The sequence below is a fragment of the Pseudomonas putida genome, from assembly GCF_002741075.1.
Classification (GTDB): Bacteria; Pseudomonadota; Gammaproteobacteria; order Pseudomonadales; family Pseudomonadaceae; genus Aquipseudomonas; species Aquipseudomonas putida_T.
The window spans coordinates 1,735,761-1,750,901 of sequence record NZ_CP016634.1; the positions used below are offsets into that span (position 1 = coordinate 1,735,761).

Consider the following 15,141-nt stretch of genomic DNA (forward strand, 5'->3'; position numbering starts at 1 on the left):
CCTGGTCTTCTAACTTTCTCATGCAAGCGTCCAGACGTTTTACCTCTTGTCCAACGGATGTCGCGCCTGTATCCGCGTATGTGCAGGGACGTTGGTCTGAGCTGGTAAGTCAGCCCAGTAACTCCGGACACTTCCTGGCCAAGTGTCGAACCGAGAACATAGTGAGTTATTTCATAGGCAAGTTTCACTGCGGTCGGCTTGAACAGTTGACATCCATCGAGGCATCTGACGCACGTCGCCTGCGCTTCTATCTGGATCTCGAAGCGGGCCGGCCTTGTAAGATGCAAATAGAAAGCTCCCCACGGTTTGTGACCTTGCGATCGTATCGCCGGCTTCCGCCTGAGCAGGAGAAGGCACTGCTGCTCGGCTGGGAATTACCTAGAACCGAGAGTGATCATGCCGGGTTGAAAATCCATGTAATACCAGTCGAAACATTCCCCATTGTGCGCTGTGCGCTTGAGGGATTAGGCATTGTTTTGGTCGAGCGCGGCGGCGCACAAGGAAGGATCTAATGAACAACACGTCCATGGCAGAGGCTGTCGGGGTGCACGAGACCGCGAAAAGTCTCACCGAAAGCTTGCGGCAGTATATCGAGGCGCAATATCACATCCGGGATGAAGGACTGGTCAGGGAGCGCCACGCGCTTTTGCAAGCCAATGCTACCATCGCCCAGACCCCCTACGTGGAGGCCACGCAAGTCTATAAAACAGGTGAAGCTTATCAGCACTTGGCCATCCCGCCGGCGGCTGCTTCAGTGTTGAACGACTTGTCCGGGATGGGCTTGGGACTCTATCCCCGCCCCTATGAACATCAGGCGCAGGCCTTGAGCGCATTCTTGGGTGATGAGTCGGCGGACTTAGTCATCGCGACTGGTACGGGCTCAGGAAAAACCGAAAGTTTTCTCATGCCAGTGATTGGCTCCCTGGCAATCGAGGGAGCAGAGCGGCCAAAGTCCGCATCAATGCCCGGGTGCAGGGCCATGCTCTTGTATCCCATGAACGCACTAGTCAATGACCAATTGGCGCGAATTCGTCGCATTTTTGGCAACGCCGACGCAGCGGGTATCTTGCAGCAGGGCCGGACATTGCCAATTCGCTTTGGCAGTTATACCGGGCGCACGCCTTACCCGGGCAAGCGGGAAAGTAGCCGCGATGAACGCTTCATCAAGCCGCTGTTCGAGCAATTCTACAAAAGGGTCGCCAACGTCCCGGCAGTCCAGGGCGAGTTGGCTAGGATCGGCCGCTGGCCGAGCAAAGATCTCGTGGGCTTTTATGCCGATGACTCGGTGCAGACCAAGACCTATTCGTCGGGTAAGCGGCAAGGCAAACAGTTCATTTCCAAAAACTGGAAAGGGCGACTCCTCACGCAGCCTGGTGACCGTGAGTTGATGACGCGTGACGAAATGCAGGTGCGCTGCCCCGAACTGCTAATCACCAACTATTCAATGCTCGAATATATGCTAATGCGTCCCATCGAGCGGGACATCTTCGAACAGACCAAGGACTGGTTGAAAAGTGATGTTCGCAACGAGTTCATTCTGGTACTCGATGAAGCACACATGTACCGCGGAGCGGGTGGGGCAGAGGTCGCGCTGCTGATTCGTCGACTCTGCGCCCGCTTGGACATCCCACGCGAGCGTATGCGCTGCATTCTGACCAGTGCGAGTCTGGGCAGCGAGGAGGCTGCAGCGTACAACGGTGAGCGGTTTGCCCGCGACTTGACCGGTTTACAAGAAAGCTCGCCGCGTCGACTTCGCGTCATTCAAGGTACCCATGAACTCCGGCCCGGTGACCGCAGCATCACCGATGCGCAAATGCAAGCGCTGGCCTCTTTGGATCTGCCTGCGTTTCAGCGCGCGGCAAACGACTTGTCATCAGCGATGCGTGCGCTGAATGACCTGGCTCGAGCACTCGGCTGGGACTCGTTCCAAGGCTCGGATCACGCCGGGCTGCGGAACTGGCTGTTCGAGAACCTCACTGAGTTTGGCCCCTTGGAGAGGCTGATCGAGCTGGTCTCAGGCAAAGCCGAAAAGCTTGATGACCTCGGCGAAAAACTCTTCGGTAGGACGCAGGACAACAGCCCAGAAAAGGCCACCGATGCGTTGCTGGCGCTGGGAAGCTACGCCCAACGACGTGCGGATGGCCGGGTTTTATTACCGACGCGGCTCCACCTGTTTCACCGCGGCTTGCCGGGACTCTATGCATGCATTGATCCTGATTGCTCCAGTCGTCACGGTAAACACGAGGGCTCAACTGTCCTGGGAAGCCTGCGCACCAAGCCCTCGACGCAATGCAACTGCGAGTCCAAAGGTCGAGTGTTTGAATTTCTGACCCATCGTGATTGCGGTGCTGCCTTCGTGCGCGGCTACGTGAACGCAGCCATGGATTTCGTCTGGCACCAACCCAATGGCCCGTTCTCCGAAGCGGGTACGGCGGCGTTGATGCCAGTGGATATTTTTGTTGAGGAAACGACGCACCCGCGAAGCCGTCACCGCGACAAATGGCTGCATATTTCGACGGGCATCATGAGCTCGACCAGCCAGGAAGGGGTCGAGGGGTTTCGCAGGGTGCGAGTGCCGGACAAAACGCCAATAGGGGAACCAATTACCTTCGATAATTGCCCCGTCTGCACGCGAAGGATCCGCAATGGTAAAGATGAACCCTCAAAGATCATGGACCACGTGACCAAGGGGGAGGCACCGTTTACTACTCTGGTTCGAACCCAGATGGCCAGGCAGCCAGAGAGCAGGGTCGTGGATGCCCGCCACCCGAACGGTGGGCGCAAGGTCCTTATCTTTTCGGACGGCCGGCAGAAAGCGGCTCGTCTGGCACGAGACATTCCTCGCGACATCGAATTGGACGTCTTCCGGCAAGCGATTGCCTTGGCCTGCCAAAAACTGCGAGATATTTCGCGGGAACCGCGGCCTACGCAAGTGCTTTACACAGGTTTTCTAGCAGTTCTCAGCGAGTTTGACCTGCCGCTGTTTGATGGCGTTGACGCGCGCAAGGTCGCCGACGCGATTGCACTGTACAAACGCGATTGCGACTCTGATTTGGAAGAGGCACTACAACAAAACGGTCTGCCTCCAGAGTTGCCAGCACGCTATCGCATCGCTTTGCTCAAGCTGCTGTGCAGTAGCTACTACTCATTGACTGGGACCACCATTGGCTACGTCGAGCCAGTCACCACCAAGCTGAGGAAAATCAAACAAGATCTCGTTGCGGCGGGTGTAACAATCGCGGACCAGGACCTGCGAGCACTGGCCATCGGCTGGATAGAAATGCTGCTGCAGGACTTTGCGTTTGACAAATCGATTGATCGTATCCTGCGTATCAAAGCGGCGGGATATGGAAAACCATCGTGGAGCAGCAACGGTAAGTTTGACAAAGCGCTGAGAGAGGCACTCGCCACCCATCTGCCCGGTCACTTGGCAACACTAGAGGTCATCGAAGCGACGCTGCGTAATCACTTGGCCGACGAGGAAAACGGCGGCTGGTTCCTGTCGCCTAACTCACTTAACTTAGTGGTGAACCTCGATCACGTCTGGGCGCAATGCGGCCAGTGCACGGCCGTCACACCGCTCGCATTATCAGGCAAAATTTGCCTGGCGTGCGGGAGTGATCGTGCCACGCTTGTGGATCCTGCCATGAGTGAATATCTAACCGCCCGCAAGGGACTCTGGCGCGAACCGGTATGGGAGGCATTGCAGCCAGGTGCGAGGCTCTCCAATCTCAACGTGGAAGAGCACACGGCACAGTTGTCGAATCGTGATCGAAACAAAGTGCATGCGACCACGGAGCTTTATGAACTGCGTTTCCAGGATGTGCTGATCGATGCTAGCGACCGCCCGATCGATGTGCTCAGTTGCACGACGACCATGGAAGTAGGCGTCGACATCGGTTCATTGGTAGCGGTTGCTCTGCGCAACGTGCCTCCTCAACGAGAAAACTATCAGCAACGCGCTGGGCGGGCGGGGCGCCGAGGTGCATCCGTTTCCACGGTAGTGACCTATTCACAAAACGGCCCGCACGACAGTCACTATTTCCTGAACCCCCGGTACATAGTGGCCGGACCACCTCGCACGCCCGAGATCAAGGTGGATAACGCCAAGATTGCTCGTCGTCACGTCCACGCCTATTTGTTCCAGACGTTCTTCCATGAAGTCATGGCCAAGAATCCGGTACTGCCATCATCCAAGACGGCATTGCTGCAAAAGGCACTGGGTGCGACCCATGATTTCTTTTTTGGCGGTAACGATTCCGGGCTTAATCTCGAGCAGTTCAAGGCATGGATCACGAGTAACGTGCTTCAGGACAATGGCCCTTTAAAAAGGTCCGTGCTGGCATGGCTCCCGCCGAGTCTCGATACGCAAGGGGTCACCTTGATGGAGTGGCTCGAAGAGACCGTTCATGGTTTGATGCAGAGGTTGCATGAGCTAGCGGCGCAGCTACCGCAACAGGCGTTAAGTCAAGCCGACGAGAGCGAAGTGCAAGAGGTAGATGAGGTCAATGACGATGACAGCAATGCATCCGACGCTGAAATTGAGCAAAAGGAATTGCTGGAGTTTCTTTTCCACCACGGCTTACTGCCTACCTATGCGTTTCCAACGAATTTGTGCAGCTTCTTGGTGGAGAGCATGGCCAAGGTAAATGGCAGGTTGGAAATTCAGACTGTCCAACGTCCGCAGCAGTCGATCAGCAAAGCCTTGAGTGAATATGCCCCAGGACGGCTCATCGTGATCGATCGACATACTTATCGATCCGGTGGGGTCTTCGCCGACCTGCCAGGGAATGTGGTCAATCGCGCGGCACCTCTGTTCAAAAATGCCAAGCGCCATGTTCATTGCAAAACCTGCACTTTCGTCCGCAACCCCAATATGCCATCCGACCCCAAAGATCCATGTCCGGTATGCGGCGGCGTGCTTGCCACAGAGATGATGATCTTGCCGGAGGTGTTCGGCCCGGAAAAAGCTGAAGACTTGCCTGAAAACGATCGAGAGCAGGAAATTACCTTCGCAACGATGGCGCAATTTCCGCAGCCTGTTAATCCTGATGAGTTATTCTTTCACCCCTGTGGGCCGAAGGCGAGTTTCACCCATGCAGTTGACCAGACGCTGGTGACAGTCAACCGGGGCATAGAGGGGGCCGAATCTAGTGGCTTCCTAGTATGCGTTGAATGCGGCCACGCTTCTGTGTCTGACCGCAACGCTCATCTCGGCGCACATGACCGGCCTTACAAGTTGCTAGCTCCCAAAGGCACACCTGCACAGTGCTCCGGACGCTTTGAGCAAGTCCTCCTAGGTCATGATTTCAAGACTGACTTGCTACTGCTCAGATTGAAAATTGAAGCGCCGCTGGTTACGAATACGGCCGAGGTTGTGGTCCTGCAAATCCTTGAGGATGCTCTTCACTCTATAGCTGAGGCGCTAAGGCTAGCGGCAAGCCGGCATCAACAATTGGATCTCGACCCCTCAGAGTTCGGGTCGGGCTTCAGGATCGATCCCGGAGTGCAGGGGGAGGCGCGTGTACTGGAAGTCTTCCTGTATGACACTCTTTCAGGAGGAGCTGGCTACGCAGAGATCGCAGCCCGCCACATCGTAGAGATCCTAGAGGCAACCCGCCAATTGTTAGAGAACTGCGACTGTGAAACGTCCTGCACCGAGTGCTTGAATCACTTCCATAATCAACACCTGCAGAGCCGTCTCAACAGGCATCTCGGAGCCACGCTATTGAAGTACGCCGTGGATGGCGTAGAGCCTGGCTGTGCGTCCTTAGAGGAGCAGTGGCAGACACTGTCGCAATTGCGCGCCAGCCTCGTACTCGACGGTTACCAGTGTAGGTTCGATGCGGTGGGATCAGTACCGATGATGGTGCAGCGCAATGGTCGAAGCCTTGCAGTCGGCTGCTTCCCTGGGCTTATTCACACGCCAGATTTCGTGCATGGTGTGGCGTCAGCGAAAGGCGTGGATGGCCATCTGGCCCTGAATGAGTATTTGCTCCGGTCAGATATGTCCGGTGCCCACCAAAGGATCAAGGAGTTGTTCGAGTAGCCAAACAGGGACTAAACCGCGCGTATAAAGCAAGGGCGAAGGCCCGTTGGCCGCACTAAGAGCGGCCAACGGGCTCGCAATTACCGAATATGCTGGCCTGGAAAAGTAATCAAGGCCAACCTCATTTGCGAGCAGACACGTGCGGTAGGTGGAAGGCTAGGGTGGGGCTGTCAAGCATTGAAAACAGACGGCAAGAAGACTCAGTTCATCAGCGCGAGATCAATCAGATTGGGCAGTACTGTCTCCGCGTGGCCTATCAGCATGATCTCGTTCGGGTTGTTCATTGATACATCTTTGCGTTGACGTATATGACCACTGCACCAGACGCCAACACGATATCTGGTAAGTCAGCAGCAGGCCTGTGGATCGCGCTGGATTTCGTAGATAGCTTGTTGCATTAAACCGAGGCCGAGTACGATCGCCCTGAGCAATCTGCGTCTGGCTTAAAACACAACAGCGATAAAAGGGTGATTACGAGGGAACGTCTTATGAGAGTTCAGAGCAACACATCAGTAAGGCAAAAGCCCGGTCGTTACCGGGCTTTGCAGATCCCTCTAGGGGAGATAAAGCTAAAGTGCCTCAAGGGCTACCAGCCAAACTCTACGAGCGGTTGGCGCACATGTCAACGCTTTGCGCGTGGGACGAAGTAGCCAGGATACGTGTACCGCAATGTGTAGTCGTCAGAGCTGAGGCAGTCCCGTCTAGTACTGCTGGCAGGTGACCATGCCGTAATCTGTAGTCGATATGAAGACCTCTAAGCTGACCTATCGGCTGTTTCTCAACGGTGCCATAACTGACTCAACGTCCAAACCGTTCATAAGGCAGTTGTGTGCTATGACTGACAGAGCCTCGAAAAGCTTGTCTCGCTGTCTTTCCAACGCAGCATTCTCCGCTTGAAGACTTGCAATACGCTCTTCGAGACTTCGGCGCCGGCGGGCACCATCCGGATCCCTCCCGCTTTCTCTCATTTGAACAATACGGGCGGCCTCAATTCTGTCTCCACGCTCACCTCCTAGCGTAGCTCGGCTTGTCAGGCCCAGTCGGCGCTGCACCTCCGGTCGGGAAATGGGAGCGAGCTCCACTCCTGAGCTAATCATCTGGGCGAGGAGAGCGTCTATTGCTTCGTCAAGAGTGCTGCCCCTCAATGTCTGTCGTCGCGCCATAGTTGTCCCTAGTCATCTGATACCGAACTGTGTCGTTTGTCCGAGTCCGCAACCGTGATTGGACGCCCATTTGGAAACACGCGTTGCACACCTCCACTGGTATCGCGTGCAAGGACAGATTTTAAATTGTTGAGCTTGTCTTCCTGGTCTGCTAGCCATACATCGCTGCCTGCCTCTCCGTTCCCTGCGTCTCGCATGATGGATATTACCTTCGTCAGATTCTTAGCTTGTTCTTCAAGGTTGACCCGCTCCGATGGAGTGCCCATCAGATGTAGATGCGAGCAGCCATTCCAGCACTGAAGATGCTTAGGGCAGGGTGACTGGGAGAAATCGTGGATACAACCTCCGAAAGGGGTCACATGCAGCGCCGTGGCGTGTACGGTGAGGAATGCTTCTGCAGTTATTGTCCCTTTATCTGATAGCAAAGCATGGTAACTGTCGGTCAAAGCGCCATGAATGCGCTTATCTCTTATGCCCGCATGTAGAAAGTCGATACGCTCGCGATGGCTATTGAACGCCAAGAACTCTTGATGGGTAGCGGTGTTTTCTTCAATGCTTGTGTGTTGGTAATAGACATTCTGGTCGAGGCGTTTTCGCCCCAGAGCCAGCGCCTGCTGAACATTGCTCATCCCAGTAAGATGGTAAATAGTATTTCGCCAATGGCGCGGTTGATGGCTAGTCAGCTTGATCGGTGTCCCATCAGCTTCAAATAATGAACGGCGCGAGAATATGGACGAGAATCGCGGATCCGCGCCGAGCGCTCGGTTAATGTCAACCAACATCACTCGTCGTGGGATGGCACGGAACACATTGGCCTCACGCCCCCCCAATCGAAATTGTCCTTCAAATGCGATGGCAAGTGTTTCACTCGTTTTTAGGACTATACGAAGCTTACCGCTGACATTTTCGGTAAGCGCGGCATGATCATGAAGTTTAGGGACCAGAAAACTCTCAATATCGCCGGCTAAGTAATGTCGCCTCCGCGCCTTGCTAGGATGGATTCCATTTCTTGAAAAGTACGCACTTAGGTTCCGAGACGCATCGCGATTCTGACTGAATCCAAGCCAGCTAAAAACTTCAGCTTCTGACATTTCCTTCTTGGGCGAGTAGTCCCAGAGCCGCCCTGGATGATCTTCTTGCCATTTAGCTATTTCGCGTTGTTCCTGGGTCAGTAACTTAAGTCGCTTGACTGCACGCCTAGCTAGAGGGACATCGCTTTCCGCAAACCAATGAATTCGGGATTGAAATTGCTTTTCCGCAAAGTACCTAATCCCGCATTCGACCAGAGGCTTGCCATGGGCGTCGACAACTACTTCTCCTGTCGTCCCTTTGATCGGCCTTTCGACCCAACAATCATAGGGTATTACTGCTACTTCATTACCTCGTTGTCCAGTCGCGATCAATAAATCGATCACGCGCAGCAGAATTTCTTCGCCGTCACTGAGTGGATTGTTCGAACATACGGCATATGCCTCCATCGCCTCACGAGAAGGTAATTTATCATCAGATTTACGCTGTTTTACCACTCGATCAGGATCGTACAATGAAATGTAATCGTGTCGGCGTTTTTCTGGCTTTATATCATGCTCAAAGTGGATGGCGATCTCGGTTAATTGCATATTATCAATCGTATCCGCTATTACTTGGAGGTGAGAGATCGCATCATAGAGATTCTTGTAGCTGCTCTCACGGAGAAATCCTACGACGCGATCAAAGTCTCCTCGCGTCAATTGTGTGGGGTCGGATACACCGCGCTCAAACAAGGGATTGTAGAGCCGGCGGACGGCAATATTGTATGCAGCCACCATCGAAAACTTCAGGCTCCGGGTGCGTTGTAAATACACAATCAGGGCCTTGTTAAAATCTTGGAAAACGAGAGGGAGTGGGCCCTTCGCCGGAGTTGGATAGCCCGTTTTTTCGAGTGCTTGCCGGTGCGTCTCGAAGGTGAGCGTATTTTGCTTTCCCCGTTGTGGTAACCAGCCTCCAACGCCCCATAACGATGACGCCCACGGTGTTGAAATCGGTAGCGAATGGAAAATCGCTTGTTCCTGTGTAACAAAACCTTCGAGGCGTTGACTTGCTCTAGACAGCGTCATCTGCAGCATCCTCATTTTGTCGCCGGCAGCGCTCGATCGTAGCGCTTACCGCTAGGATGGTTGTCTGATGCTGGGCGAGGGGCCGGTTGTGAATGAGGTCACCGGCCAGTTCTGCCATATCAATGAACCGTTGGGCCTCCCTCTGGAGCGCATCCTTTACCTGCTCATGGCGCCCGTCAGCAAAGGGGTGGAACTTCTTGCAGGTGTAGCACGCGTATATCGGGTTGTAGGGACAGTGGGTATGAACGGGCAGGGCGCAGGCACCAATATCGCCTATGTATTGCGTATCAATGACGCCGCGGACGGCTCTTTCAGGAGCTGTGTCGCGGCGTTGGACGATTTCCCCAGTTAATAAGCTGCGCATGATGCGTTGATAGACCGGGCTTTTACCTAGTGCTTTCTCTTTGACCCGGGCAATGTTGGGGGTGGCCGTTACGTAAGCACGCGCTGCAACCGTGCTGTTGTGTCCGAGCAGTTCGGCAATCATGTCCGCCGGAGTTCCCTGATCCGCCAAGCCTTGCCCGAGGTGATGACGCAACAACATGGTTACTTGACTCGGCCTATCTATCCCAGCTTCACGCAACTCGTGTTTGAGGCCTGAACCGATTTCAAGAACCGAGAGACGCCGTCCACAAGGATTGACGAATAATGGTTCACAGTCGCTACCAAAACGGCGTTGAATTTCTGAAACGTGCCGTGAGATTTTCTCGCCCAGGCGGGTGGTTATTTTGCGGGGGCGCCGCTCAGGCCTGCGCTGGCCGATCTTTTTGGCCATGGGGAGCCATAGAGTATAGTATGTCTCATGATCAGCACTTTCAATTAATTCAAAATCGGCAATGTCTAGCGAACGGAACTGGATGGATCTTGGTGCGAGTTCGAAACCCAAGTGAAGCGCCATATTAAGCTGGATTTCCTCCCAAGTGCAAAATGATAAATCTCGTCCGATGCGCTTTAGCAACCGAATTTCTTCATCGAGCTCTAAGCTAGACTGCGAGAGAAAAATCCTCGCATACGGATCAACCCGATCCGATCTTGCATCCTTGACTTTTAAGTAAGATCTTGTGTCGAACCCATTAATTCCTCTATCGTTTGCCCAACGATAAAACCCCCGAAATCCTACCAAAGCTCTTCTAGATTTTTTTAACTTTTCAAGAGCTGAGCTTAGCTCAGCGGATTCCCAAGGGAGCCCAGTCGCTAGGTTCGTATTAGATAAAGAGCGAAGGGAGTCTGCGAACATTGCCGCTGTTCGAGGCGCGTATTTCTCAAGTGCGTAGGCCATGAAGCCCTTCCCAATTTCGATGAGCTCTGAGTTCAATTGAAGCGCAGCCCAATCGATTGTCATTGCGAGCCCGCCGTCGTACCACGTCCACACCGGCAAACGGGTATCGACGTACTTTGGCTGATCATTGGTGCGAGTTCGAATCGCAACCAGAGCCGGGCCCTCGAATACGTAGGCCGAAAGAGAGGAGGAGGGTGATGCCTGTTTGGGATCGGCTGATTTAGGCACGACGAACCTCCTTAACTGTCAAGTCGGCCCCAAGCTGCCGAGGCACGCTGCGCGTTATGGCGGTTGGCCGACTCGGCTAGATAACGACTTGCATAACGACGTGGCATCGCCGAAGTCTCAGCCCAACCGCAGACTCGCCGCAGTTCGTCCGTGGCGCGCTCCAGGTCGTGCCCACGCTGCTCGACCAGGTAAGCCAAGAAACGGTCGGCGAAGGTGTGGCGAAAGTCATGCGCAGAAAGAGTAGGCAACAACCCCGGATGCGCCAGTTCAATGGTCAGAAACAGCCGATCGAGGACGTTAGACAATGCGCGAATCGACAGCGGGCGGCCTCTGTCAGAGATGAACAGATAGCGGTGCAGCAATTTCATTGGTTTGCCGTCACGTAGAGGACGCCGTTCGCTCTGGATGTAGTGCTCGTAGACCTCATACAACTGTGCAGAAATACCTACGGTTCGTCCGTGGGTTTTCAGCGCAGGCTCTTCAGCACGTGGGTCGGCGGGGTCATGTTCGCGGTCATTGATGGTGACATAGGCGTGCTGAGAACCCTTATTAATATCCGTGGTGTAGAGCTTCAAAAGCTCTCCACGACGCATGCCGGTTTCCAGCAACAATTCAATCATTAGCCAATTGCGCAACTGCAATCGCTTGGGAAACGGATTTCCCACAGCACCCGGACGAATCAGTGTGCGAACGATCTGGAGTTGGGGATCGGTCAGGCTGCGATAACGGGCATGGTCGGGACGAACATTGGTGATATGGCTGTCAAAGCGTCGCTCAATGACGTCGGCAACATCTGCAAATGCCACCTCGAGGTTAGCTTGAGTGGCTGAATTCTGACGAGCGCGCGGGATGTATCGTGTAACAGACCATGACAGATACTGCTTCAACTGCCGCAGGTACTGGTCACGGGTGTGCGGATCTATCGGTGGCAGAGATGCCGTTGCAGTTGTGCCGATTCGGGCGACCAGATTATCCGCCTGGCGACCGCTTTGGAGCCAGAGGGTGTAACCGTCCAGCAGTGCCAAAATCGTCTCGAAGTGACAGGCCATGATGGCCTCATCGATATCAAGCCCCCGGCTTTCGGCATAGGTGTAGAAAGCCTGGATCGCACGCAGGTGCGCTGCGACGGTGTTGTAGGCACGATGCTTGAATCTGAGCTGGACGTAGATAAATGGGACCAGCTTGGGCAAGGGCGCCGCTGAACCATCCTGCACAAGCACTGGCACGCGCTGGCCTGACGAGAAATGAGACTGAACCAGCTTCATTGGCAGACACCTCATTCAAGGTCTCGCCATGAACAAGAAATACATGGCCCGTTGCAAGACTAGTCATCCAAACCGGATTCGTCGAATCAGCACCTTACAAGGCTCATGAACATTTATCACATAGCCTGTCGTTTAACATAATACGCATTATGCGCATTTTTGTATGGGCAACCGGGGCCGTGGGTGAGCAGATTTGAAGCCGGACCTTGGCTCAATCAGTGAGCTGCAGCCCCGGCCTGGACCTCAGCGATGTAACGCAGCACAAATGGATCCTGCGAACCTCGCTCCTTGTAATAGATAACCACGTTGCCCAGCGTTCACCGCAGCAGCCTCATCAGCGCCGGATCGGAAAATTTCCTTCCCGGTACCGCTTAAACGAATCTGGCCAGGGCCTGAGTCTGACGAATGACTGCAGGTGCTGGTGAGCCGCTTTGAGTGCGTCGGCGTCAAGCGTGCAGGTTTCACCAGATGTACCTTGATGCTGATCCGGCAGGAAATGAAGCTTTTGTGCAAGATTTCCATGCCGATCGCCGCATTGACCATAGCGAACAGCTTCGGAATGCTCATTTACAACCCGTAAAGTCGAGCGCGACTCCGACCTTTCCTCGGCTGTTTTCGCCTTGCCTGACCTTCGTCTCAAGACTTTTCATTGGGCACTTTCAAGTACCTATCCTGGAAAGTGGCTCATTAAACAGGCTGCGTGGGTTCCCTATGCAACCGGCGATAGCTCACCCGTGAACGCTAGTCGGCGACACTGAGCGTTAGCGATCACGAGAGAGATACCCTACTCTGACTTATATGAATTTAAGGAATAACTACGCTAAATAGTCATTTTGTTGAGTTATATAAACTACTCCTTCTATCTTTCCCTTTAGCAACTATCATTGCCACTGCAAAACCGGCCATCCCGTCGCATCAGCATGCGCCTGCAACACAGGATCAGGATTGACCGTATGCGGCTTGGCAACCAGCGATAGCAACGGCAGGTCATTGCGCGAATCCGAGTAGAAGTAAGCGCCTTCCAACCCTTCACCCTGCTCCTGCAGCCAGGTCTGAAGTCGCGCCACTTTGCCTTCCCGGTAGGTCAATATCCCGCGGGTATTGCCGGTATAAGCGCCCTGGTGGTGTTCAAGGTCAATCGCCAGTACTTCTTCTACACCCAACTGCTTGGCGATACGGCTCACCAAAAAGTGCGCCGACGCTGAAATGATCAGCAGACGGTCGCCCTCTTCGCGATGTCGCGCGAGGCAGGCAATGGCGTCCTCATGTATGCGCGGGGTGATGACGTCTTCCACGAAGGGATCAACTGCCTGGGCCACCTCCTCTATCGTGCGGCCCACCAGGGGCGAGAGACTGAAGGTCATATAGGCCTCCATGGCCAACTTGCCTTGCGCATAGAGCGCCATGAGTTCACGGTCGCGCTCGATGAAGCTCGGCCCGTCGACCCAACCGAGCGCGGCCATATGGCCGCTCCACAAGCTGGCACAGTCGCCATCGATAAGAGTGTCGTCCAGGTCAAACAGTGCGAGGGCCATCGGCCACCTCCAGGGTGCAGTGTCGAGTGGCGAAGGCCTTTTCAACCTTCGCCCGGTGAAATGACAGTGGGATCATCGAGTGCTTTGCGTGGATGTGGCGACAGCGCCAGGCGTCGTCTCGAACTCGCTGATAGTCGCTTGACTTGCTGGGCGGCTGTTCCAGAACGGCACCAACAGCAAACTGGCGAGCAAGGCTGCGCCGGTGAAGACGAAGAACACGGTGATGGTGTCGAAATAGCCCGGCAGCAGCCCGCCGAGGATCGCACCCACTGAGCCGCACCCGTTGACGAAGCCTGTGGCTGTGCCCGCGGACTCGCTGGTGCCGAAGTCGATGGCGGCGGCACCGCTGATCATCGAGTCAGGGCCATACAGCGTGATGCCCATCATGAACAGCAAGCCGACGACCAGGTAGATGTTGCCGCTTTGCATTGTCGGTACGAACAAAATCAACCACAGGGTCAGCGCCATCAGGCTGATCACGCAGGCCGGCATGCGTCGAGCACCGAACAGCTTGTCGGAGACGATACCGATCAGAATCGGGCCGACCAGCCCTGCGACTTCGAACGCGGACGGCACAATGGCCGAGGCCACTTTGCCGATACTCGGCATCCGCTCATAGACGATCACCGGCCCCCACATCAGGATTGCATAGCGGGCTGGCTTGAGCAGGAAGTACGCAACCCCCAGCACCAGGACCGTACGGTTGGCCAGCACCTTGCGCAGCGCCGCCCAGTAGTTTTCCCGAGGGGCGTCGGCTCGCCCGGCCGATTGGCCCTCATCTTCGACGGCAGGCAAACCTACATCCTGCGGGCGATTGCGTTGCAACAGGAAGAACAGCACGGCAACCACGAGCACGACGCCCGCCGAGGAAATGAACGCCATGCGCCAATCATGGGAAATCTGGTACGCCCACCAGCCGGCAAACGGCGTCGCGACCAGGCCGCCGAACGCGTAGCAGGTGCTCCAGTAGCCCAGCACGCGCCCGCGCTCGCGGGTGGCGAAGAAGCATCCAATGTTCTTGCACAGCCCTGACCAGCCCGTGGATTGCGCCAACCCCTGAATCACCATGCAACTGGCGAAGATCGGCAAGGTCGCGAAGGTGCCCATGGCCAGTGCGGCCAGTGCCGACACCACGAGCCCACCGAGCACGACAACGCGGGTACCGTAACGATCAGCGAAGACGCCCCACGCAAACTGGCCCACGGCGTAGGCAGCCAGATACAACGCGTCGAGGTTGGCCATGGCCGCTTTGTCGAGCGTAAAGCTGGGGTCTTCGGCAATGCCCAGCTTGGCAACCGAAAATGCCTTGCGGGTGAAATAGAACGCGGCATAGGCCAGCCACGTGATGATGAATATCTGAACGCGCCAGCGTTGAAGGGATTTCCAGTAATGGCGGGCGTTCTCAGGACTCTTGTACATGTTGTTGTCCTCTGTTGATTACCGCGACGTAGGCCTGGCACCCCTGCTCTGCTCGATCAAGGCGCCTGCCGGGAGGTATCCGGGGCTTGCGAACTTGATCTTAGCGA

General features: G+C 55.1%; 8 protein-coding genes. 2 read left to right on the plus strand and 6 right to left on the minus strand.

Annotated features, from left to right (window positions below; all coding sequences use genetic code 11):
- The first annotated feature begins 161 nt into the window (after positions 1-161).
- Positions 162-512, plus strand: a complete 351-nt coding sequence (locus IEC33019_RS27525; RefSeq protein ID WP_172959805.1) for a hypothetical protein — start codon at positions 162-164, stop codon at positions 510-512.
- Positions 512-6,049 (plus strand): DEAD/DEAH box helicase, encoded by a 5,538-nt coding sequence (locus IEC33019_RS08075; protein WP_099593276.1) that lies wholly within the window; start codon positions 512-514, stop codon positions 6,047-6,049. The genes IEC33019_RS27525 and IEC33019_RS08075 overlap by 1 nt, the downstream gene beginning before the upstream one ends.
- A 1,171-nt stretch (positions 6,050-7,220) precedes the next feature.
- On the opposite strand, the gene IEC33019_RS08090 is transcribed toward IEC33019_RS08075, so the two are convergent.
- From IEC33019_RS08090 to IEC33019_RS08115, 6 genes are all read right to left on the minus strand, one after another.
- Positions 7,221-9,308, minus strand: coding sequence for a hypothetical protein (locus IEC33019_RS08090; RefSeq protein WP_099593278.1), 2,088 nt, complete (start codon positions 9,306-9,308; stop codon positions 7,221-7,223).
- Positions 9,295-10,815 carry a site-specific recombinase gene (locus IEC33019_RS08095; protein WP_099593281.1) on the minus strand — a complete coding sequence of 507 codons (1,521 nt, stop codon included), beginning with the start codon at positions 10,813-10,815 and terminating at the stop codon, positions 9,295-9,297. The genes IEC33019_RS08090 and IEC33019_RS08095 overlap by 14 nt, the downstream gene beginning before the upstream one ends.
- Before the next feature lie 11 nt (positions 10,816-10,826).
- Positions 10,827-12,080: a tyrosine-type recombinase/integrase gene (locus tag IEC33019_RS08100; protein WP_099593283.1), complete on the minus strand. Its 1,254-nt coding sequence runs from the start codon at positions 12,078-12,080 to the stop codon at positions 10,827-10,829.
- A 243-nt stretch (positions 12,081-12,323) separates the two neighbouring features.
- The gene (locus IEC33019_RS08105) at positions 12,324-12,647 is read right to left on the minus strand and encodes a hypothetical protein (RefSeq protein WP_244509802.1); all 324 of its coding nucleotides are present in this window, start codon (positions 12,645-12,647) and stop codon (positions 12,324-12,326) included.
- Between the two features lie 314 nt (positions 12,648-12,961).
- A complete protein-coding gene (locus IEC33019_RS08110) occupies positions 12,962-13,615 on the minus strand; it encodes an HAD family hydrolase (RefSeq protein ID WP_070094669.1) in 654 nt (217 codons plus the stop codon).
- 72 nt (positions 13,616-13,687) lie between these two features.
- Entirely contained in the window at positions 13,688-15,034 is a 1,347-nt protein-coding gene (locus IEC33019_RS08115) for an MFS transporter (RefSeq protein ID WP_070094670.1), read from the minus strand.
- Between the last annotated feature and the right edge of the window lie 107 nt (positions 15,035-15,141).